At 39.0% G+C, this 22,608-nt stretch carries 15 protein-coding genes and 4 tRNA genes; 12 read left to right on the forward strand and 7 right to left on the reverse strand.

Annotated features, from left to right (window positions below; all coding sequences use genetic code 11):
- Positions 1–6: 6 nt before the first annotated feature.
- Positions 7–603, reverse strand: a complete 597-nt coding sequence (locus BTO22_RS01895; RefSeq protein WP_105054055.1) for a YtjB family periplasmic protein — start codon at positions 601–603, stop codon at positions 7–9.
- Positions 604–737: 134 nt separating this feature from the next.
- On the opposite strand from BTO22_RS01895, the gene serB reads away from it, so the two are divergent.
- Complete coding sequence (serB, locus tag BTO22_RS01900) at positions 738–1,706, forward strand: phosphoserine phosphatase (RefSeq protein WP_181044537.1); 969 nt, start codon at positions 738–740, stop codon at positions 1,704–1,706.
- A 58-nt stretch (positions 1,707–1,764) separates the two neighbouring features.
- On the opposite strand, the gene BTO22_RS01905 is transcribed toward serB, so the two are convergent.
- Entirely contained in the window at positions 1,765–4,110 is a 2,346-nt protein-coding gene (locus BTO22_RS01905) for a PilZ domain-containing protein (protein ID WP_105054056.1), read from the reverse strand.
- Between the two features lie 118 nt (positions 4,111–4,228).
- Here BTO22_RS01905 and radA point away from each other — a divergent pair, with 118 nt between their 5' ends.
- Both radA and fusA read left to right on the forward strand, forming a co-directional pair.
- Positions 4,229–5,611: a DNA repair protein RadA gene (gene radA, locus BTO22_RS01910; protein WP_105054057.1), complete on the forward strand. Its 1,383-nt coding sequence runs from the start codon at positions 4,229–4,231 to the stop codon at positions 5,609–5,611.
- Between the two features lie 193 nt (positions 5,612–5,804).
- On the forward strand, positions 5,805–7,889 hold the full coding sequence (gene fusA / locus BTO22_RS01915) for an elongation factor G (protein ID WP_105054058.1): 2,085 nt from the start codon (positions 5,805–5,807) through the stop codon (positions 7,887–7,889).
- A gap of 84 nt (positions 7,890–7,973) precedes the next feature.
- Here fusA and BTO22_RS01920 read toward each other — a convergent pair whose 3' ends face one another.
- The 5 genes from BTO22_RS01920 to mutS all read right to left on the reverse strand — a co-directional run bounded on the left by BTO22_RS01920 (position 7,974) and on the right by mutS (position 15,745).
- Complete coding sequence (locus tag BTO22_RS01920; RefSeq protein ID WP_105054059.1) at positions 7,974–8,213, reverse strand: VF530 family protein; 240 nt, start codon at positions 8,211–8,213, stop codon at positions 7,974–7,976.
- 111 nt (positions 8,214–8,324) lie between these two features.
- Positions 8,325–9,602, reverse strand: a complete 1,278-nt coding sequence (locus BTO22_RS01925; protein WP_105054060.1) for a cytosine deaminase — start codon at positions 9,600–9,602, stop codon at positions 8,325–8,327.
- Positions 9,603–9,612: 10 nt separating this feature from the next.
- Positions 9,613–10,854: a cytosine permease gene (gene codB / locus BTO22_RS01930; protein WP_105054061.1), complete on the reverse strand. Its 1,242-nt coding sequence runs from the start codon at positions 10,852–10,854 to the stop codon at positions 9,613–9,615.
- Between the two features lie 425 nt (positions 10,855–11,279).
- Positions 11,280–12,956 carry an AMP-binding protein gene (locus BTO22_RS01935; protein ID WP_105054062.1) on the reverse strand — a complete coding sequence of 559 codons (1,677 nt, stop codon included), beginning with the start codon at positions 12,954–12,956 and terminating at the stop codon, positions 11,280–11,282.
- A gap of 227 nt (positions 12,957–13,183) precedes the next feature.
- Positions 13,184–15,745 (reverse strand): DNA mismatch repair protein MutS, encoded by a 2,562-nt coding sequence (mutS, locus tag BTO22_RS01940; RefSeq protein ID WP_181044602.1) that lies wholly within the window; start codon positions 15,743–15,745, stop codon positions 13,184–13,186.
- A gap of 113 nt (positions 15,746–15,858) precedes the next feature.
- Between mutS and BTO22_RS01945 the strand changes: the two genes are divergently transcribed.
- From BTO22_RS01945 to BTO22_RS01985, 9 genes are all read left to right on the forward strand, one after another.
- Positions 15,859–16,356 carry a CinA family protein gene (locus BTO22_RS01945; protein ID WP_105054063.1) on the forward strand — a complete coding sequence of 166 codons (498 nt, stop codon included), beginning with the start codon at positions 15,859–15,861 and terminating at the stop codon, positions 16,354–16,356.
- 140 nt (positions 16,357–16,496) lie between these two features.
- Complete coding sequence (recA, locus tag BTO22_RS01950; RefSeq protein ID WP_105054064.1) at positions 16,497–17,540, forward strand: recombinase RecA; 1,044 nt, start codon at positions 16,497–16,499, stop codon at positions 17,538–17,540.
- 245 nt (positions 17,541–17,785) lie between these two features.
- On the forward strand, positions 17,786–20,365 hold the full coding sequence (alaS, locus tag BTO22_RS01955) for an alanine--tRNA ligase (RefSeq protein WP_105054065.1): 2,580 nt from the start codon (positions 17,786–17,788) through the stop codon (positions 20,363–20,365).
- A 12-nt stretch (positions 20,366–20,377) separates the two neighbouring features.
- Entirely contained in the window at positions 20,378–21,547 is a 1,170-nt protein-coding gene (locus tag BTO22_RS01960) for an aspartate kinase (RefSeq protein WP_105054066.1), read from the forward strand.
- An 81-nt stretch (positions 21,548–21,628) separates the two neighbouring features.
- Positions 21,629–21,826: a carbon storage regulator CsrA gene (gene csrA, locus BTO22_RS01965; protein ID WP_005417777.1), complete on the forward strand. Its 198-nt coding sequence runs from the start codon at positions 21,629–21,631 to the stop codon at positions 21,824–21,826.
- A gap of 213 nt (positions 21,827–22,039) precedes the next feature.
- Positions 22,040–22,132, forward strand: a tRNA-Ser gene (locus BTO22_RS01970).
- A gap of 51 nt (positions 22,133–22,183) precedes the next feature.
- A tRNA-Arg gene (locus BTO22_RS01975) sits at positions 22,184–22,260 on the forward strand.
- Between the two features lie 77 nt (positions 22,261–22,337).
- Positions 22,338–22,430: transfer RNA gene (locus BTO22_RS01980), tRNA-Ser, on the forward strand.
- A 49-nt stretch (positions 22,431–22,479) separates the two neighbouring features.
- A tRNA-Arg gene (locus tag BTO22_RS01985) sits at positions 22,480–22,556 on the forward strand.
- The last annotated feature ends 52 nt before the right edge of the window (positions 22,557–22,608 follow it).

Consider the following 22,608-nt stretch of genomic DNA (forward strand, 5'->3'; position numbering starts at 1 on the left):
TTCTTTTTATGATTTCCCACCAAATAAGGTAGTAATAGGCTTGCTCGAATTTTTACGTTTTCGAAGTAAAGCCATAATAAGCATTCCAGAGACCAAACTTATTGCTAGCATACCAAACATCAAACGGTCACTTTTGCGATAGTGATGGTTAGCAAAGCCTGTTAAGGTTGATTTCTCAAAGGTAATTCTTAAAAATCCCAGTAAATGGTCATTTTTGACAATCGGTTCAATCAGTTGTTGTCGACCAATTCCATCAATTGATAGTGGCGTATTTAAGCCTGTAATTTGAGATGCTGTAAGTGCGTTATCACTTTTAGCTAAAATACCACCTTCAGAATCATAAATCGTGGCATCAAATACTAAAGATTCTTTAGCTAAGTTATTCGCTAATAATAGTAATCCTTCATGATTATCTTGTTTAATGTTATCAACAGAAAAAAGAGCGGCTTGGCGAGCCATAGTACGACTTAGGTCTTGTAATTGTTTATTTTGAATAACTTGGTTACTGTCACTGATCACTGTACTGTTAATTAAGATGAAGTAACTGAACGCCATAAGAGAAAGTAACATTAGACCTTTGATGACAAAATTTTGAGACAACATTAATTAGCACCAGAGAAATTAGAGTGTCGGAATTATACCCAAATTTAAAAAAAATAGCAGTTTATGTCGTTTGACTATTGCTCATCTGCTCTTCAATCGGTATTTTTGAGATAGGATTAGTAAGGATACGAATCATGGATACGATAGCCCCACTGTTAATTAAGAAAAACATACCTTTGTTAAAGCGGTTCTCATCAACGCTAGAAATAAGTCAACTTGATATAAAACAAACAGGTTGGATAGTGTATGGATATCATTTGTCCCCAGAACATTTTCAAGACATCGATTTTTTTGTTGGTGAGCCATCTAAAGTCATAGCAACTTGGAAAGTTGGCCATTATGAAGTCGCTGCTATAGCTGGTGCAATAACGCCTGAACACAAAACGATTCTTGATGCTCTAGAACTTGATTATGCTGAAATAAAAGACATTCCAGACTTATCCAAGCCGGGTATTATTTTATTTGATATGGACTCTACCGCTATAGAGATAGAGTGTATTGATGAGATAGCAAAGCTTGCTGGTGTAGGTAAAAAAGTATCTGAAGTTACAGAGCGAGCAATGCAAGGTGAACTCGATTTTAAAGAAAGTTTGCTTCAGCGTGTAGGCACTCTTGAAGGGGCTGATGAATCAATATTAGCTCAAGTGAAATCAACGCTCCCATTTATGCCTGAAATCAGAGAGCTTGTTGCTACTATGCGTCAACAGGGCTGGAAACCAGCTATTGCTTCTGGTGGTTTTACTTATTTCTCTGATTATCTAAAAGAAGAATTAAATCTAGTTCATGCTCAATCAAATCAACTTGAAATAATAGACGGTAAGCTTACGGGAAAAGTGTTAGGTGAAATTGTAAGTGCTGAAACTAAAGCTGAAATTTTAGTAGAACTAGCGGATAAATATGACATAGAGATAAGCAATACCGTTGCCGTTGGCGATGGTGCCAATGATCTAGTAATGATGGAAGCCGCAGGGCTTGGGATCGCTTATCATGCAAAACCAAAAGTTCAAGAACAAGCGCAAACCGCAGTGCGCCATGCTGATTTGGGTGGCGTTGCTTGTATTCTTTCTGCATCCCTTCTACTTAATAAAAAATTGAGTTGGTAGATTATTAAAGTGGAAGATTATTCATTTAATTATTGAATAATCGTCCACTTTTCAAGGGTTACCCTAGCTCTAGTCGGATAAGAACTTCGTCTGTAATATCTGCTATTTCGCCACAACCCACAATGCTTGATAACTCATCTTCTAGCGCTCTTGCATAATGAATTGCATATTGTGCTAGTTGGCTTAGTTCAATTTCAGAGGTTGTTGATAATGGGTTTTTAACCGCAGTAGTTGTTACTCTAATTGCTAAAAACTCACCGTGTTCTTTTGCTTTCCTTATGAAAGTCAAACGGTCATTATACGATGAAAACTCTTGTAGCATTCTAGTGAATACGGATTTTATTTTTCCATCTTTTATTACGACAGCAATATAAATCTCATGATGATGAGATCGTTGATTCGCTGGTGTTTTCAATGGTTCAATCAGTAGTTTTTGCACTCTTGATTTGAAAATGGGTTCTAAGTTTAAATTTTGTTCATCGCCTAAATGCTGCCAAATTTTATTTAATCGATTAAGTGGAAAATTAACCCCAATACATCGGGTTTTAATTTTATGATTATCTTTCTCAATAAAAAATGGTGTTGTTGTTAGTTTTGTTAACAACAATTGATGCATAATTCTTAGCATGTCCATTGATGGCAGTTGTTCATAATCCATTGGTAATCTTTCGATATTATGTTGGATTAAGCGACCTAAAAATGCCTTACTCTTTTGAGTTTGTAGGTTATCTTCAATATGTAATTGAATGTTTTGTCCATCAGACGCGACTTTCAATACATGATAGCCAATACGACTTAATGGCGTATTTTTGTCTAGATTTTGTAGATCATTAAACGTTATTTTTACGTCAGATTTTTTAGTTAGCAATGCAGGTTTATCCAAAAGAATAGATAAACCATTAATTGAAATATCGAGAGTTCTACCTGTTATCTCTCCAAAACTAGGGTGAGATAACGTAATTAATGTTTGATAATTGAACCTTGGTTCTGTTCGACGTGGAGCAGAGTCAAAATATAAAGCATGCGCCTGACAAAGTGGTGTTACAGGATGGCGATATGAATTTAACGCTTTCGGTTCAAGGCTTGGCTTATCCGTTAGTAGGTAATCCTTCTGTGTTTCAGGAAGATTAATTTCCGTTAAGATCCCCATGTGCGTTAGAGTCGAAAGTACGCCCTCCATCTCCGGAGCAACTGTGAGAAGTCTTTCTTTATCGCCTTTCTCTAATTCAAATAGTGAAAGACGTATCACTTTCCAGCTTTTTCTTTTTGCGCCTATATGCCAAAACAACTGACGTTCTTCTTGAGTTGCTTCTGATGACATCATGGAATAGAAAAGCTCTCGATCTTCATGATCATGTTTAAAGCTATAAAAATGCGTGCGACTGGCTTTTAATCCTGGTTTGGTTAAAAACTGCATGCGTTCAGTTTTAAATAGATGATTGATGACTGGCTGATTTTTTTCATCATGCCAATGCTTCCAAAGGGATTCATTGTGTTCTGTAATTACGGCGTACTTTAGGCTATCACCAGAGAAGAACAGAGGAATATTTGTAGTATGCTTTAAAAAACAATGTTCATAACCTTGAGTTCTAGCTCGTACGATTTGATCTTTTTGATCATGTTGAGTTCGGCGCTTATTTTTATTTAATTTCTCATCAATAGCTGTCGCGATGACATCATGATTTGCTTCCATTTTTAAGCGTAACCAACGGTAGCTGTCATTTTCTTCGCTGTCATGAATACCAAGTATGCGATAAGGAAAGTCACCATTAAGATCTTTGATTCCCGTATCTTTTGCAAGACTTGGGAAGCTGACTTGGATAATCTGACCTAAACCATATTCAAACGCAGTTGGTACTTTAATTCGAGCACCAGAAGAAGATAAATCGCTGCTTGTGCCATGAATAAGATTACCATTAGGTAATAAAACGGTCACTTGAGTAGACATACGTAATCGATTTTCACTACGCGTTAAATAATGCCCAAAGCGAATTAATCTTGCTTTAAATAGGTTGGTGTCGTTACTTCCATCAACAGTAGCAATAAGTTCTTTGTTTTTATGTAGAACTCGAAAGTTATTTCTTGTGTTAGTTAATGCCGCCCATACACCTTCAGTGTAGCTACCATAACGCTCAATAGTCTTATGGTAAGTATTAATGGCAACATCATCCAGCCAGTGAGTATAACCATCTAATTCATATTGATGGCACTGCCCTTTTACTCGACCACGTAAATCAATGTTCTTTTTACAAGGCGTCATGATGCGCTTCAATTCAATCTTTACGATTAAATGAACAGAAGGGTGTTCATGTGCCATAACTTGAGCGCAAACTAATTCAAAATCAGGTTCGCCAAAGACAGGGATAAGTTGATCTACGTAGCTTTGATATTCTTCTTGCTGCATGATTTCTGGTACAGTAATAACAATCTAATGGGGTTATCGGCAGAATTGCTAAAATATTTAACACTAATGAGTTAAATAGTAATACCCATCACTTTAATAATATTTATGTCGGTGATATATGGCAAAAGCAAAACGAGCCTACGTTTGTAATGATTGTGGGGCAGACTTCCCTCGTTGGCAAGGGCAGTGTAGTGCTTGTGGGGCGTGGAACACGATAACAGAAGTAAGATTGGCTGCTTCTCCTCAAGTTGCTCGAAATGAGCGGTTAATAGGTGGTTATGCTGGTTCTACTATAGAATCGACAGTGCAATCTCTATCGAGTATTGATCTGCAAGAAGTCCCTAGGTTTACGACTACATTTAAAGAGTTTGATAGGGTACTCGGTGGTGGCATTGTTCCGGGAGCTGCTATTTTGATTGGTGGTAATCCTGGCGCTGGTAAATCAACGCTGTTATTGCAAACCATGTGTCAATTAGCCGCACACATGCCTACCCTGTATATCACTGGTGAGGAGTCGCTTCAACAAGTAGCGATGCGAGCATCTCGACTAGGATTGCCAAAAGATAATTTAAAAATGTTATCTGAAACCAGCATTGATAAAATTTGCCAGATCGCAGAAAAAGAAAAACCTAAAATAATGGTTATCGATTCAATTCAGGTAATGCATGTCGATGATGTACAGTCTTCACCAGGTAGTGTTTCTCAAGTGAGGGAATCTGCAACAACCTTAACGCGTTATGCAAAGCAAAATAATGTCTCTATTTTCCTTGTTGGGCACGTAACAAAAGACGGTACATTAGCTGGGCCAAAAGTTCTCGAACATATTATTGACTGTTCAGTATTGCTTGATGGTAGTGCCGATAGCCGTTTTAGAACATTACGTTGTAATAAAAATCGTTTTGGTGCTGTGAATGAGCTTGGTGTATTTGCTATGACAGGGCAGGGATTAAAAGAGGTTAATAACCCTTCTGCTATTTTTTTATCTCGTGGTGAAGAAGAAACATCAGGCAGCTCAGTGATGGTTGTTTGGGAGGGAACTCGTCCTCTGCTTGTAGAGATACAAGCGCTAGTTGATTATTCTCAATTATCAAATCCTCGCCGTGTCTCTGTTGGTTTAGATCAAAATAGACTATCAATGTTACTTGCTGTACTTCATAAACATGGTGGGTTACAGATGGCCGACCAAGATGTTTTTGTTAACGTTGTTGGTGGTGTCAAAGTGGCAGAAACCAGTGCTGACTTAGCTTTAATCATGGCATTATTATCCAGTTTCAAAGATCGCCCATTGCCAAAAGATGTAGTGGTTTTTGGTGAAGTCGGGTTGGCTGGCGAAATTCGACCAGTACCAAGTGGACAAGAGCGTTTAATGGAAGCCTATAAACATGGTTTTAAACGCGCGATTGTTCCTGCTGCCAATATGCCTAAAGGCGGTATTGAAGGCATGCAAATTCATGGTGTGAAGAAATTATCAGAGGCAATTGATGCCTTCGATGAGCTATAATCGATAATAATTACGAATTTTCACTATTCTTTGTATTTGAAATTGTGTAAATTCGTCTATAATTTGCCATAGCAGAAAGTAAGTAGGGGCTAATTGGGCTAAATTCTATCCAAAAATAGAACAAAGCATATACCAATTGGCAGTTTATGTTATACTCTGCGCGCATTTTCTATCCTATTAATAGAGTAAAACAATGACTGATTTATCAAAATACAGAAATATTGGTATTTTCGCGCACGTTGATGCGGGTAAAACTACCACAACTGAACGTATCCTAAAACTTACTGGTCAGATCCACAAAACTGGTGAAGTTCATGATGGCGAATCTACTACTGACTTCATGGAACAGGAAGCTGAGCGCGGAATTACTATCCAATCAGCAGCTGTAAGTTGTTTCTGGAAAGATCACCGTTTTAACGTTATCGATACTCCGGGACACGTTGACTTCACAGTAGAAGTTTACCGTTCTCTTAAAGTACTTGACGGTGGTATCGGTGTATTCTGTGGTTCTGGTGGTGTTGAACCTCAATCAGAAACTAACTGGCGTTACGCGAACGAATCAGAAGTTGCACGTATTATTTTCGTTAACAAACTAGACCGTATGGGTGCTGACTTCTTCCGTGTTGTTAAGCAAACTAAAGACGTACTAGGTGCTAACCCACTAGTTATGGTTCTACCTATCGGTATCGAAGACGATTTCGTTGGTGTTGTAGACCTTCTAACTCGTAAAGCATACGTTTGGGATGACTCTGGTCTTCCTGAAAACTACGAAATCACTGATGTTCCTGCGGACATGGTTGATCAAGTAGAAGAATACCGTGAAATGCTAGTTGAAACTGCTGTTGAGCAAGACGACGACCTAATGGAAGCATACATGGAAGGCGAAGAGCCAACTATTGAGCAACTTAAAGTATGTATCCGTAAGGGTACTCGCACAATGGACTTCTTCCCTGCATTCTGTGGTTCTGCGTTCAAAAATAAGGGTATGCAATTAATCCTTGATGCTGTTGTTGATTACCTACCTTCTCCTACAGAAGTAGATCCACAACCGCTAATGAACGAAGAAGGCGAAGAAACTGGCGAACACGCTATCGTTTCTGTTGATGAAACATTCAAAGCGCTAGCATTCAAAATCATGGATGACCGTTTTGGTGCTCTAACTTTTGTTCGTATTTACTCTGGTAAACTGAACAAAGGCGATACAATTCTTAACTCATTCACAGGTAAAACTGAGCGTGTTGGCCGTATGGTTGAGATGCAAGCGAATGATCGTAACGAATTAACTTACGCACAAGCTGGTGATATCATCGCTATCGTAGGTATGAAAAACGTGCAAACTGGTCACACTCTATGTGATGTTAAGCACGCAGTAACGCTTGAGCCAATGGTTTTCCCTGTACCAGTAATCTCTATCGCAGTAACGCCTAAAGATAAAGGCAGTACTGAGAAAATGGGTATTGCTATCGGTAAAATGGTTGCAGAAGATCCATCTTTCCAAGTTGAAACTGACGAAGAAACTGGCGAAACAATCCTTAAAGGTATGGGTGAGCTTCACCTAGACATTAAGGTTGATATCCTTCGTCGTACATACGGTGTAGACCTTACTGTTGGTCAACCTCAAGTTGCTTACCGTGAAACTATCACTCAACCTGTTGAAGATAGCTACACGCATAAGAAACAATCTGGTGGTTCTGGTCAATTCGGTAAGATCGATTACGTTATGAAGCCAGGTGAAGTTGGTTCAGGCTTCTCATTCAAGTCTTCTGTAGTGGGTGGTAACGTACCTAAAGAATTCTGGCCTGCAATCGAGAAAGGCTTCAAAGGCATGATGGATACTGGTGTTCTTGCTGGCTTCCCTGTTCTTGACGTTGAAATCGAACTTCTAGATGGTGGTTTCCACGCAGTCGATTCATCTGCAGTAGCATTTGAAATCGCAGCGAAAGGTGCATTCCGTCAATCTATGCCTAAAGCTGGTGCTCAACTTCTAGAACCAATCATGGCTGTAGATGTGTTCACTCCAGATGATCACGTTGGTGATGTAATTGGTGACCTTAACCGTCGTCGTGGCATGATCAAAGACCAAATGGCTGGCGTAACTGGTGTTCGTGTTAAAGCTGATATCCCTCTTTCAGAAATGTTTGGTTACATCGGTTCACTACGTACAATGACTTCTGGTCGTGGTCAGTTCTCTATGGAGTTCTCTCACTACGCACCTTGTCCAATGAACGTAGCAGAGCAAGTAATTGCTGATGTTAAAGAAGCTAACGCTAAGAAGTAATTCTGGCTAACGCTCTTTAATTAAAAAAGCCCCGTAAGTGAAAACTTACGGGGCTTTTTGTTTTTAATCGATTGAATATTTAAATTAATTTAATTTTGCTGCTTTTTCTTTATGACGTTGAAGTTTCAAATAGATATTCTCTACTCGCACTCGCGCCCATTCGGTTTTTCGCAAAAATTTCAAACTCGATTTAATGGTAGGATCAGATTTAAAACAATTGATATTAACCATGTAGCTTAATTCCTCCCAACCGTAATGTTCAACTAATTCTGTTAAGATTGCCTGCAGGGTCAAACCGTGAAGCGGGTTATTTTGCTGTGTCATAATATCGCCATTTATCTTGAATTAGGGTAAGTATAGCATTCACCCTAAAGAATATTCATAAAAAATGGGAGCACAAAGGCTCCCATTGGTATTTGATTATTGAACTTCCAATTAACGCTTAAATGACACTACTTCTGGTTTATCTAAAGTGATGGTCGTTGTTGCTGGTTGAGTTTCTGAAATCACATTACCTTGACGGATCGAGTAACGAACAGGAACTTGGCGACGAAGTGCATCAAAGCCATTTTCGGCAGGTAAAATAATTAAATTACCTGGTTTGCCTTCTTCAATGCCATAGTTATCTTGAATATTTAGCGTTCTTGCTGATTTATAGCTAATTAGGTCAAGACCTTGATTGATTTGCTCGTAACCCATGATTTGACAAACATGCAGTCCCATATGCAGTACTTGTAGCATATTTGCTGTACCTAGTGGGTACCATGGGTCAAATACATCATCGTGACCAAAACAGACGTTGATATCGCTTGCAAGCATCTCTTTAACGCGGGTAATGCCACGACGTTTAGGATAGTCATCAAAGCGCCCTTGTAAGTGAATATTCACTAGTGGGTTTGCAATAAAGTTGATGCCTGACATTTTCAACAAACGGAATAAACGAGAGGCGTAGGCACCATTATAAGAATGCATTGCTGTCGTATGGCTTGCTGTGACTTTTTCACCCATATTAAACTTATGAGCAAGTGCAGCTAGGGTTTCAACAAAACGTGATTGTTCATCATCAATTTCATCACAATGAACGTCGATCAAACGATCGTATTTTTGTGCCAGTTCAAAAACGTAATGCAGAGATTCAATACCGTACTCACGAGTAAACTCAAAGTGCGGGATTGCACCAATAACATCAGCACCAAGCTGAACTGCTTTTTCTAATAACTCTTTACCATTTGGGTAAGAAAGAATGCCCTCTTGAGGAAAAGCGACGATCTGGATATCAACCCATTCTTTCATCTCTTCTTTTACTTCAAGCATTGCTTTTAGTGCTATTAATGTTGGATCAGACACGTCTACATGGGTACGAACGTGTTGAATGCCATTCGCGATTTGCCATTTAAGTGTTTGTTTAGCGCGACTCTTAACATCTTCAATGGTTAGAATTTTTTTACGCTCAGACCAACGTTCAATCCCTTCAAAAAGAGTACCTGAGATATTCCAGCTTGGCTCACCTGCAGTTTGAGTCGTATCTAAGTGAACATGAGGCTCACAAAATGGTGCATTGGCAAGACCGCCCTCTGCATCTAAGGTATCACCTGAAAAAGCAAGATCTTGCTCATTTGATACGATAGTTTTGAATTGACCATCTTGGATCAAGATTTGGAATAACCCTTCTTGGTTTCGTAATGCCACATTTTTAATTAATAAATTAGTCATAAGAATTCTTCTATGCAGCTTCTGTTTTAGATGCTTTTTCTTTGTTTAAAAGAGGGTTAAGTACTAGATAACTTAGTGCGCTACCAAAAACTGCGTTTACAGGAACCACACCAGGTAGGAAATTACCAGCAGCAACCCCAATAGCAACAGCGATTATACCTGCCCAGTTAATCGTTTGAAATTTTGCGTTTTCAAAATCCATGTAACGCTTACGATTCATAAAGAAGTCAGCGATGATAACCCCTCCAATTGGTGGGATAGCTATTGATAGGAAAGCTAACCAGCCAACAAAGTTATTATATAACCATAATGCACAAACAGTACCAATTAACCCATTAAGCATTGAAATATATTTACTTGGTAAGCCTGTGATATTTGAGAAGCCAAGACCTGATGCGTAAAGGGCGTTATCGTTAGTTGTCCAGATATTTAAACCTAATACGATGATTGCTGGGATCAGTAGACCTTGAGCTATCATTACTTCTGAAATATCAGACTGACCAGTTACCGCTGCACCAGCTGCACCAAAGATGAACATTAATGAATTACCGATAAAGAAGGCAATCATGGTGATAGCAACTGCGCCCATTGGTTTTTTTCCAAACCTAACAAAATCAGCGGTTAATGTACCTGCACTAATGAATGAACCTACAACCATGGCAAGTGCAACAGAAAAGTCCATCGGCTCTGTCGGCTGAATCTTTTGAAGCTCTGTAATGCCACCAACACTATCAACAGCCGTTAATACCGAGTAACCACCAAGAATCGCAATGGCTGGGACGGCGATCATAGAAAGAACCATTAATGCAGAGATACCAAAATAAACAGTAACCGTCATTAATAGACCTGATATTATGATTAATGCGTTGGTATCAATGCCTGTTGCTTTGTGGACGGGGATTGCAAACATCGCAACACCAACACCAAACCAACCGATTTGAGTACCGCCAAGAAGTAAAGAGGGGATCCAAGAACCTTTAGAACCAAAAGAGAAACGAGCTAGGAGATGAGTAGAGAGACCAGTTGAAGCGCCGATGTAGCCAAGAAAAGAAGTGTAAATACCGAGAATTAAATTACCAATGAGAACAGCAAGGAAGAAATCATCAAAAGAGAGTCCTGTCCCTAACGATCCCCCTGTCCACATACTTGCAGAGAAAAAGGTGAGTCCAAGCATTACTAAAGTAAGTGAAACAACGCCTTTTCTTGCGGTCTTAGGTACAGGGCCTAAACTGAAATCATTGTCATGAGACATGTGTAACTCCGTTTGTCTGAATGTTTTTTGGTCAGTATTTTGATAAACGGACAGGAGTCTAAAGAAAATAATAACAATGTCAATAAGGAAAAGTTGGCCCTATTCTTTGTATGTAGTTTGATTTGATTTAAGTTGTTGATTTTGTTTGTTTTATTTTTATCTTTGTATTGTTTGTTATTTATAACAAACGGTTGCCTTACTTTATATTTTTAATAAATAAGCTATTAATTCTCAATTTTTTACTAGATTAGCTTATTTGTAAGAATTCAATGAAATTTAACGTGTTTTTTATTTTTATTATTCAATCGACGATTTTTTTCTTTATTTTTTCAATAAAAAAGACAGTAAAGTGGTTTTTATAGCCGTTTACTGTCTTTTTTGTTTTTAGATTGATTTTATTTTATGTTATCTTTGAGTTTTATTGCTTATTCCCAGATTATTTTTTTATCTTTTGGCCATTCAGAAGCAAAGTCATGATACTTTTTCTCTAAAATATGACGTTTAATCTTTAGTGTTGGGGTTAAAATGCCATTTTCTATACTCCAAGCCTCTTTAACCATTAGTATACCTTTTAGTTTTTCGTGTGACTCTAAGCCACTATTGATGGTATCTAAGTTCTTGAGAGCTGTTCGCTCGTAACGAGCTTGATCGAAGTTTGTATATGAATGAGGGACTGCGAGTAGAATGGGGCCAGGTAGACCAGAACCAATAAGACACATCATTTCTAAGTTACTTAAATCAAAAATACGTTTTTCGATAGGAACAGGAGCAACAAACTTCCCTTTAGCTGTTTTGAATGTGTCTTTTTTACGGCCTTGTATTGTTAAGAACCCTTCAGAATCAATGTAGCCAATATCTCCAGTATGTAGCCAACCTTCTTGATTAAACGTTTCTGCTGTTGCTTTATCATTTTTATAGTAGCCCGCAAAGAGTCCGTCTCCTCGAACTAAAATCTCTTCATCGGCTGCTATTTTTAATTCAACGCCAGGACCTGCTGAGCCAACCGTACCAACTTTATCTGAACGGTAAGGGTGGTTGAGCGTGCTATAAGCAAATGTTTCTGTCATTCCCCATGCTTCAGTAATATTTAAACCAATGCTTTCATACCATTTTAATAATCCGGCAGAAACTGGTGCAGATCCACAACCTAGAACTCGAGCTTTATCTAAGCCTAAACCATCAGCCAATTTACGTTTGATTAAGCTATTAACAAACGGGATTTTGAGTAATATATTGAGTTTTTTCTGAGGCAATTTATCTTGAATTCGTTGTTGGAAGACCGTCCATAATCGTGGAACAGAAATAAATAGCGTTGGGCGATGCATTTTTACATCATCGATAAAGGTGTCTAAAGATTCAGGGAAGGCTGTTTGAATACCGCCAAAGAAGGCTGAACCTAAAATATAAACTCGCTCTGTAATATGTGCGAGAGGCAAATAAGAAAATAATCGGTCATCAGGCTTCATGCCAATATGATTAACTAAGTGCTTGGATGAGCGACTGAATCCACCAAAGGTTAACATTGCTCCTTTTGGTAACCCTGAAGTTCCAGAGGTATAGACAATCGACATTAATGTATTGTCATTATGGTCGGGTCTAAATTCGGACGGTGGGTTATTTTGGATTAGTTGCTCAAATTGATACTGACACGAAGCCGCGGAATCATAATCAAAAGCGATAGTAGAGAGTTGAGGAAGATTTTGTATGGCTTGCGTTGTTGCTTCATTATTATCGAGTTTCCCAACGATAAGCGCTTTACTATCACTATGCGTTAAACAATGTTCAATTGTCTCTAACCCAGCAGTTGGGAAAATAGGAACACTGATAAAATTCCCAAGCATTAAAGCTAAATCAGTAATAAACCATTCTGCACAATTTTTAGAAATCAAAGCAACTCTGTCTTTTGGCTGTATACCAAGTTGCTGTAATGAAGTAACCAGTCGTAATGCTTTATCTACAACTTCTGAGAAAGTGTAATCAACAAAATTTCTTTCTTTAATTTGACGAAGGAAAATATCATTTGGTTTTTTTTCAGCCCATTCAAGCATCGCCTCGTGAGGGAGTTGTGGGTTGGCATTGTGATCGAATAATGATTGGCTCATGGCGGCATCCTGCAATTTATAGTTCTTATTTATTGTTAAATATATGTTAAGTAAAAGGCCTTTTGAGTTAATAGTCAAATTCAGTTAAAAATAATGAGAGGTAATTTTCTATAGAGATCATACTTTTTATATAAATAAGATAGGAAAAAATAAAGAGAAGGAAAGGGAATGTATAAAAAAGGCAATAACAGTAAATCATTGCCTTAATTCAATTGGGGAAATAGAAGTTACAAGAGTGCTTTTAGACGATACAGTTCTTCTAATGCTTGGCGTGGAGATAAATCATCAGGATTCACTTTTGCTAATGCTTCTTCAACTTCACTTGGTTCAGGAATAAGAGACAGTTGATGCTCTTGTTTTACTTGAGTTGTTGTTAATGGTTGATTTTTAGGCTGCCCATTCTCAAGTTGTTGAAGTTTTTGTTTTGCTTTTTTGATGACTGTTTTTGGCACGCCAGCCAGTGAAGCAACCGCTAGGCCGTAAGATTTATTGGCTGCGCCATCTTGCACTGCGTGCATAAAGGCAATTTCATCACCATGTTCTACGGCGTCTAAATGGACATTGGCTAAACCATTAAATAAATTTGGTAATTCAGTTAATTCAAAGTAATGAGTTGCAAATAGTGTCATTGCATTAATTTTTGTAGCTAGCCATTCGGCACTTGCCCAAGCAAGAGATAGCCCATCATAAGTACTTGTACCGCGACCAATTTCATCCATTAAAACTAAACTGTGTTTGGTGGCATTATGAAGTATGTTTGCTGTCTCTGTCATTTCAACCATGAAAGTTGAGCGGCCAGAAGCAAGGTCATCTGATGCTCCAATTCGAGTAAAAATTCGATCTAATGTGCCTATTTGAGCCGAATCGGCAGGAACATAACAACCAACATGAGCCATTAAAGCAATCAATGCTGTTTGGCGCATATACGTTGACTTACCACCCATGTTTGGTCCGGTAATGATCAACATTTTACGGTTATTATTTAAATTGATTGGGTTGGCAATAAATGGGGCACTCATCACTTGTTCAACAACTGGATGGCGACCGCCTTCAATTTTCATTCCTATATCTGATGATAAGGTAGGGCGGCAATAATTTAAGGTGTCAGCGCGCTCAGCAAGGTTGCTTAGTACGTCTAATTCAGAAATTGCATTGGCCATTAATTGAAGTTGCTCTAAGTGAGGCAGAAGTTGATCAAATAGTTCTTCCCACAGTTTTTTCTCTATTGCGAGAGCTTTTGATTTTGAGCTTAATACTTTGTCTTCGTGCTCTTTAAGCTCAGGAATTATGTAACGCTCTGCATTTTTTAATGTTTGACGGCGCACATAGTGAGCTGGCGCTTTGTGGCTTTGACCTTTACTTATCTGGATATAAAAACCGTGAACGTTGTTATAGCCGACCTTTAAAGTATCAATATCATGACGTTCACGTTCTTCTTGTTCTAACTTCTCTAAGAATAACGTTGCCCCATTTGCCAAGTCTCGCCATTGATCTAATTCTTCATTATAACCATCAGCCAAGACACCACCGTCACGGATAACAACGGGAGGGTTCTCTTTTACTGCTCGTTCTAATAATTCACAAATGGAATCAATAGGCTGTGCAAGGGAAGCAAGCTCTAATAAATGAGATTGTTCAAATTCTTTAGTGCTTTGTGCCAATTCAGGTAATTGCTGTAATGCATTACGTAAACGAGCTAAATCTCTTGGACGAGCAGAGCGTAAAGCTAAGCGTGCAAGAATTCGTTCAACATCACCAATTTGTTTTAGCTGTGGAGCCAGTTCTGTGAATAATCCACTCTCTTTTAATTCCCCAATCGCATCAAGGCGTTGGTTTAATACATTATGAGTTCTTACTGGTTGATGTAACCAACGTTTTAACAGGCGGCTACCCATCGCCGTTGATGTATGATCGAGAACTTCAGATAACGTATGATTAAAGCCACCCGCTAAATTTTGGGTTATCTCTAAATTACGACGCGTTGCGGCATCTAAGATCACTGAGTCATCTTGATGATCCATCACAATAGAACGAATGTGAGGTAAGGTTGTACGTTGCGTGTCTTTTACGTATTGAATTAAACAGCCAGCAGCACACAATCCAAACTCTGCCTTTTCAACCCCAAAACCAATAAGATCACGAGTGCCAAATTGTTGGTTCAACTGTTGTTTAGCTGTGTCTAATTCAAACTCCCATACTGGGCGACGACGGTTACCGCTGCGCTTTTCTAGTAAATGTACCGGCTCGAAATCTTCACTAAATAAAAGTTCAGTAGGAGAGGTTCGTTGAAGCTCTGCCAGCATTGATTCTTCAGTTGAAGGTTCTGATACTTTGAATCGACCAGAAGTAATGTCTAATGTGGCATAACCAAACTTACCTTTATGATGATAAATAGCCGCAATTAGGTTATCAAAGCGTTCTGGAAGAAGTGCTTCATCTGTTACGGTCCCCGGCGTTACGATACGAACAACTTTACGCTCTACAGGGCCTTTACTTGTTGCGGGATCGCCAATTTGCTCACAGATAGCAACAGATTCACCTTGTTGAACAAGCTTTGCTAAGTAACCTTCAACAGCATGATATGGAAGACCTGCCATAGGGATAGGTTCACCTGCTGACGAGCCGCGTTTAGTTAACGATATCTCAAGCAGTTGGGACGCTCGTTTGGCATCATCATAGAAAAGTTCATAAAAATCGCCCATACGATAGAACAGTAAGATATCCGGATTTTCAGATTTTAAACGCAAGTACTGTTGCATCATTGGGGTGTGTTTTTCAGTTGATTTTATTGCCACAACGAGACCTAATAGATGGAGAGAATATTTGCCGTTAAGAATACGTGAATCAAGACGGCAATCAAAGATAGAATGAATAAAATTCGAATCAAGATGGAAAGAATCTAATGGATATGACAAAAAATACTCAACTCGCACAAAAAGTTGGTGAGCTATTAATGCAACAAGGTAAAACGATGGCCTGTGCAGAATCTTGTACTGGTGGTGGCGTCGCTTTTTGTGCAACAGAAAATGCAGGAAGTTCAGTTTGGTTTGAACGAGGCTTTGTGACTTACAGTAACGAAGCAAAACAAGAATCATTAGGCGTTAATTTAGATACGTTAAGTGCTTTTGGTGCAGTGAGCGAAGCAGTAGTCAAAGAGATGGCAATAGGGACGTTACGTAACAGTCATGCTGATATTAGTGTGTCAATTAGCGGTATTGCAGGTCCAGGAGGGGCAACAGAAGATAAGCCTGTTGGGACTGTATGTTTTGGTTTTGCAGATAAAACGAATTGGCACCAAGAAACTACTGTGTATTTTACTGGTGATCGTAGTGAAATAAGACGAAGTGCGATTGAATATGCATTTCTCACAATAAAGAATCGATTGGAATATTTTAATTAATTCAATTTGTTATGTTTATTTACTATAACGTGTGTTCGAAAAAATAAGAAAAAATATCACAAGCCTATAGACACTGTATGAATAGACAGTATACTACTGGTTATTAACTGATTTAGTGTTCTAGAATTCTGGAGAATCAAATGGACGATAACAAGAAAAAAGCACTGGCCGCAGCATTAGGTCAAATTGAAAAACAATTTGGTAAAGGTTCAATCATGAAATTGGGCGACAATCGCACAATGGATGTTGAGACTGTGTCTACTGGTTCTTTATCTCTTGATATTGCTCTAGGTGCTGGCGGTTTACCAATGGGGCGTATCGTAGAAATCTACGGTCCTGAGTCATCAGGTAAAACAACACTGACTCTAGAAGCAATTGCTCAAGCACAAAAAGCAGGTAAAACCTGTGCATTTATCGATGCAGAGCATGCACTAGACCCTATCTACGCTCAAAAGCTGGGTGTAGATATTGACCAATTACTATGTTCTCAACCAGATACTGGTGAGCAAGCGTTAGAAATCGTTGATGCATTAGCTCGTTCTGGTGCTGTTGATGTAATCGTTGTCGATTCAGTAGCTGCTCTAACGCCGAAAGCTGAAATTGAAGGTGAAATGGGCGATAGCCACATGGGTCTTCAAGCTCGTATGCTTTCTCAAGCAATGCGTAAGTTAACGGGTAACCTAAAACAATCAAATTGTATGTGTATTTTCATCAACCAAATTCGTATGAAAATTGGTGTGATGTTTGGTAACCCAGAAACAACAACGGGCGGTAATGCACTTAAGTTCTATGCATCTGTTCGTCTTGATATCCGCCGTACTGGTGCAGTAAAAGATGGTGATGAAGTTGTTGGTAACGAAACTCGAATTAAAGTAGTTAAAAACAAAATTGCAGCGCCATTTAAGCAAGCAGAAACTCAAATCTTATACGGTAAAGGTTTTAACCGTGAAGGTGAGTTAATTGACTTAGGCGTTAAGCATAAACTTGTAGATAAAGCGGGTGCTTGGTACAGCTATAACGGCGATAAAATAGGTCAAGGTAAAGCAAATGCGTCTAAATTCATGCGTGAGAATGTAGAGATTGCAGCAGAGCTAGATCATAAACTACGTGAAATGCTATTAACACCAGCAGAAGAACAACCTGAAATCGAAGAAAAAATTGAAGAAGAAAACGAAGAGTTTTAATTTATTCAATTCTCAATAAAATAATAGAAAGCCAAACCTTTGTGTTTGGCTTTTTTACGTTTAGTAAAAAGAGACGGTACTAATCACAAATAAAATTATTTCCCTTTCCTTCCTTGATCGCTCTTCTCAATCTATATTTCGCTCTCATTTGCGTATACAATATCCGAAATTCTGTCTTAAAAACACTGCTTGGCTTAACTGAGTACAAGGGTGAGTTAAACTACGATTCAATCAGGAATATCCACATGTATATGAGCACTGACGAGATCCGCCGTGCGTTTCTTGCTTTTTTTGAAAGCAAAGGACACCAAATTGTTGAGAGTTCTTCTCTAGTTCCAGCAAATGATCCAACTCTTCTGTTTACCAATGCAGGTATGAACCAATTTAAGGACTGTTTCCTCGGTTCAGAGAAGCGTAACTACACTCGTGCAACGACAGCACAACGTTGTGTTCGTGCTGGTGGTAAGCATAACGATTTAGAAAACGTAGGCTTTACTGCTCGTCATCATACTTTCTTTGAAATGCTTGGTAACTTCAGCTTTGGTGATTACTTCAAGCAAGATGCGATTAAATATGCATGGGAATTCTTAACTGAGCGTTTAGAGCTTCCTGCTGACCGTCTGTTAGTGACTATCTATGAAACAGATGACGAAGCATTCGAAATCTGGAATAAAGAAATGGGTATTCCTGTAGATCGTATCGTCCGTATTGGTGATAACAAAGGCGCACCTTATGCATCAGATAACTTCTGGCAGATGGGTGATACAGGACCTTGTGGTCCTTGTACTGAAATTTTCTACGATCACGGTGAACATATTTGGGGTGGCCGCCCTGGAACTCCTGAAGAAGACGGCGACCGTTTCATTGAGATCTGGAATAACGTTTTCATGCAGTTCAACCGTCAAGCTGATGGCACTATGGAACCACTTCCAAAACCATCAGTAGATACAGGTATGGGTATTGAGCGTATTGCTGCAATCATGCAAGGTGTTCACTCGAACTATGAAATCGATATCTTCCAAACATTAATTAAAGAAACGGCAAAAGTGGTTGGTTATGATGATCTTTCAAACCAATCTTTACGTGTTGTTGCTGATCACATCCGTTCTTGTTCTTATTTAATTGTTGATGGCGTTATGCCGTCAAATGAAGGCCGTGGTTACGTATTACGTCGTATTATTCGTCGCGCAGTACGTCACGGTAACAAGCTAGGCGCTAAAGGTTCTTACTTCTATAAACTAGTTGGCCCGTTAGCTGAAATCATGAGTACGGCTGGTGAAGAGCTTAAAAAGCAACAAGCACTAGTAGAAAAAGTACTTAAGATTGAAGAAGAGAACTTTGGCCGTACGCTTGAGCGTGGCATGGTGATTCTAAACGAAGCGTTAGATAACCTAGAAGGTACTGTTCTTGATGGAGAAACGGTATTTAAACTTTATGATACTTACGGTTTCCCTGCAGATTTAACTAATGATGTTGCTCGTGAACGTGAATTAACTATCGATGAAGATGGTTTTGAAAAAGCGATGGAAGAGCAGCGTCAACGTGCTCGCGAAGCAGGCCAATTTGGTACTGATTATAATGCTGTTATCAAGGTAGAATCAGAGACCGAATTCCATGGTTATAACTCGACTGAAGCTAAAGCGACAGTTCTAGAGATTTTCCGTGAAGGCGAAGCTGTTGAAACTCTTTCTGCTGGCGATGACGCGATTCTAATTTTAGATGTGACGCCGTTCTATGCTGAGTCAGGCGGTCAATCTGGTGATGCTGGTATTATTACTGTTGAAGCGGGTAAATTTGTTGTTACCGATACTCAAAAAGTAGGTAATGCTATTGGTCATCACGGTAAGTTAGTTGAAGGCGTATTATCAACGGCTGATAGTGCAATGGCTCAAGTTGATGGAGAACGTCGTACTGCGATTACTCTAAACCACTCAGCTACGCATCTATTACACGCAGCACTTCGTGAAGTATTAGGTGAGCACGTAACTCAAAAAGGGTCATTAGTTAAAGCTGAAAGCTTACGTTTTGACTTTTCTAACCTTGAAGGCGTAAAAGCTGAAGAACTACGTAAAGTTGAGCGCATTGTTAACCAACAAATTCGTTTGAACCATGAGATTGAAACAAATCTAATGGACATTGATGCTGCAAAAGAAAAAGGCGCAATGGCTCTGTTTGGTGAGAAGTACGATGATGAAGTTCGTGTACTTTCTATGGGGAAATTCTCAACTGAATTATGTGGTGGTATTCATGCATCAAGCACTGGAGATATTGGTTTATTTAAAATCACTTCGGAAGGTGGTATCGCAGCGGGTATTCGTCGTATTGAAGCGGTTACCGGTGAAGCAGCACTAGATGCAATTGAAGCTCAACAAAAAGCGGCAGATAAAAAACTAATTGAAGCAGCAACAAAAGCGAAACAACTTGAAAAAGAAATTCAATTACTTCAAGAAAAAGTAGCAGCTGCTGAAAGTGCAAATATTATGGGTAAATTGCAAGAAATTGCAGGTACCAAGGTATTAATTGCAGCTTTAGATGGCGCTGATAGTAAGAATCTACGTACTATGGTTGATAACGCTAAAAACCAAATTGGTAGCGGTGTTGTTTTATTAGCTAACGTTTCAAATGGAAAAGTAAGTTTGATTGCTGGCGTAACTAAGGATCTTATCGGTCAAGTTAAAGCAGGTGAGTTAGTCAACATGGTAGCACAACAAGTTGGTGGCAAAGGCGGCGGTCGTCCAGACATGGCTCAAGCTGGCGGTACTGATACTGAGGCATTACCAGCGGCACTTGTTTCTGTTGAAGCTTGGCTAACTGAGCGTCTGTAATAGGTCGTATCAGTGGCATTAATCGTACAAAAATACGGTGGTACATCGGTTGGGTCTATTGAAAGGATCCAATCGGTATCTGAACGTATCATCTCAACTCAGCAACAGGGGCATAATGTCGTTGTTGCTGTTTCTGCTATGGCAGGTGAAACTAATCGCTTAATGAATTTAGCAAATCAAATTAGCGAGGTTCCAGAACCTCGTGAGTTAGATATGCTGCTTTCAGCAGGAGAACAGGTTTCTATTGCATTATTAGCCATGTCTTTAACCCAAAAGGGCATCAAGGCGATTTCTTTAACGGCAGATCAAGCTGGAATTCAGACAAACGCTGTCTTTAACGACGCAACAATTGAATATATTGAAACTGATTTAATTACAAAGTGGTTAAATAAAGGCTACGTGGTTATTGTGGCTGGGTTCCAAGGTCGAGATAGGATAGGCAACATTACCACATTAGGTAGAGGTGGCTCTGATACCACTGCAGTTGCTTTAGCTGCTGCATTAAATGCAGATGAATGTCAGATCTTTACGGATGTTGATGGTGTTTATTCTTCAGATCCTCGTTTTGTTTCTAATACTCGCCGCTTAAAAGAAGTTTCTTTCTCTGATATGCATGTATTAGCTAAGTCAGGCGCTAAGGTTCTTCAAGAGCACTCTGTTACTCATGCTTGGAACTCATCGGTAACGTTGAGAGTTTTATCTTCTTTTGATGATGGGGAAGGGACCCTTATCTGTGAGAATCCAAAAGAAGTTTTAGCTGTAACTGGATTAGCTTTAAAACAAGATCTCTTTCTTGTTGAATGCGAAGGTATTTCAGCAAAGGAACAAAGAGAGCTATATAAACAATATAAAGTGTTAGATGAAAGGTGTGATTGTTTTCAAATTGTTGTGCCAAAAGCAACTTTTTTACAATTGAAACTGGCATTTAATACAAAAATACGCAATATTAGTAGCTTATCAATTCTGACGTTGGTTGGGGATAATGTTGAAGGGATGGCAGACTCTGCTTGCAATCAACTAATGGTGAATAGTATTGATATTTATCAATATGATATAGAGCCGAAAAGTGTGTCAGTTATCGTGAATCAAGCTGATTTACAACGAGCGGCAGAAATTTTACACAAAACGTTTGTTATTACAGAGCAATCACAAGATAATAACCTTATGATCGCTGTTTCTTGAGCAGAGACGTTTATGAAAATAAGCGATAACCGACAATACATACATTTATTATAATACTGAGATAACTCAAGGAGCATTCGAATGCTAATTTTGACTCGCCGTGTAGGTGAAACTCTAATGATTGGTGACGAAGTAACAGTTACTGTACTAGGCGTTAAAGGCAACCAAGTACGTATTGGTGTTAACGCACCTAAAGAAGTATCTGTACACCGTGAAGAGATTTATATGCGCATTCAAGCGGAAAAAGGAACACCAGCTGCTTCACAAGGTAACTTTTAATTCGTATGAATTAGGCTGACGTTGTCAGCCTTGTTTATTTTTATCTGTTTTAGAACAGATAAATAAACAGAAAATAGAGGTGCAAACTACGTATAACGTTCTATTTTTGCTCATTTTGGTTATTTCATAGGCTGTTGAACAAAAAGCGTTATTTTTTACTAAAAAAGTCATTGACATATTTTTGGTAAACCGTAATATGTGCCTCCTCAAGACGGTGAGGTGGCCGAGAGGCTGAAGGCGCTCCCCTGCTAAGGGAGTATGCGGTTTATAGCCGCATCGAGGGTTCGAATCCCTCCTTCACCGCCATTATTGATTCATGTTGATCTTTATGGTCAGCAAGAATAAAAAAATTATTGTGCGCTAGTAGCTCAGCTGGATAGAGTACCTGGCTACGAACCAGGCGGTCGGAGGTTCGAATCCTCCCTGGCGCACCATTATTTTTATTGATAAATTTATTTGTCAATAATAGTGGTTGTTTGCAGATAATCACGAATTAAGCGAAATATAAAACGGTGAGGTGGCCGAGAGGCTGAAGGCGCTCCCCTGCTAAGGGAGTATGCGGTTTATAGCCGCATCGAGGGTTCGAATCCCTCCTTCACCGCCATTATTTGTTCATGTTGGTTTATTCAGCAAGAACGGAAAAGAATTATTGTGCGCTAGTAGCTCAGCTGGATAGAGTACCTGGCTACGAACCAGGCGGTCGGAGGTTCGAATCCTCCCTGGCGCACCATTATTTTTTTGTAACTGTTATCGATTTCGATATTTAGTTACAAGAATAATCA

The organism is Aliivibrio sifiae (genome assembly GCF_002954705.1).
Taxonomy (GTDB): domain Bacteria; phylum Pseudomonadota; class Gammaproteobacteria; order Enterobacterales; family Vibrionaceae; genus Aliivibrio; species Aliivibrio sifiae_A.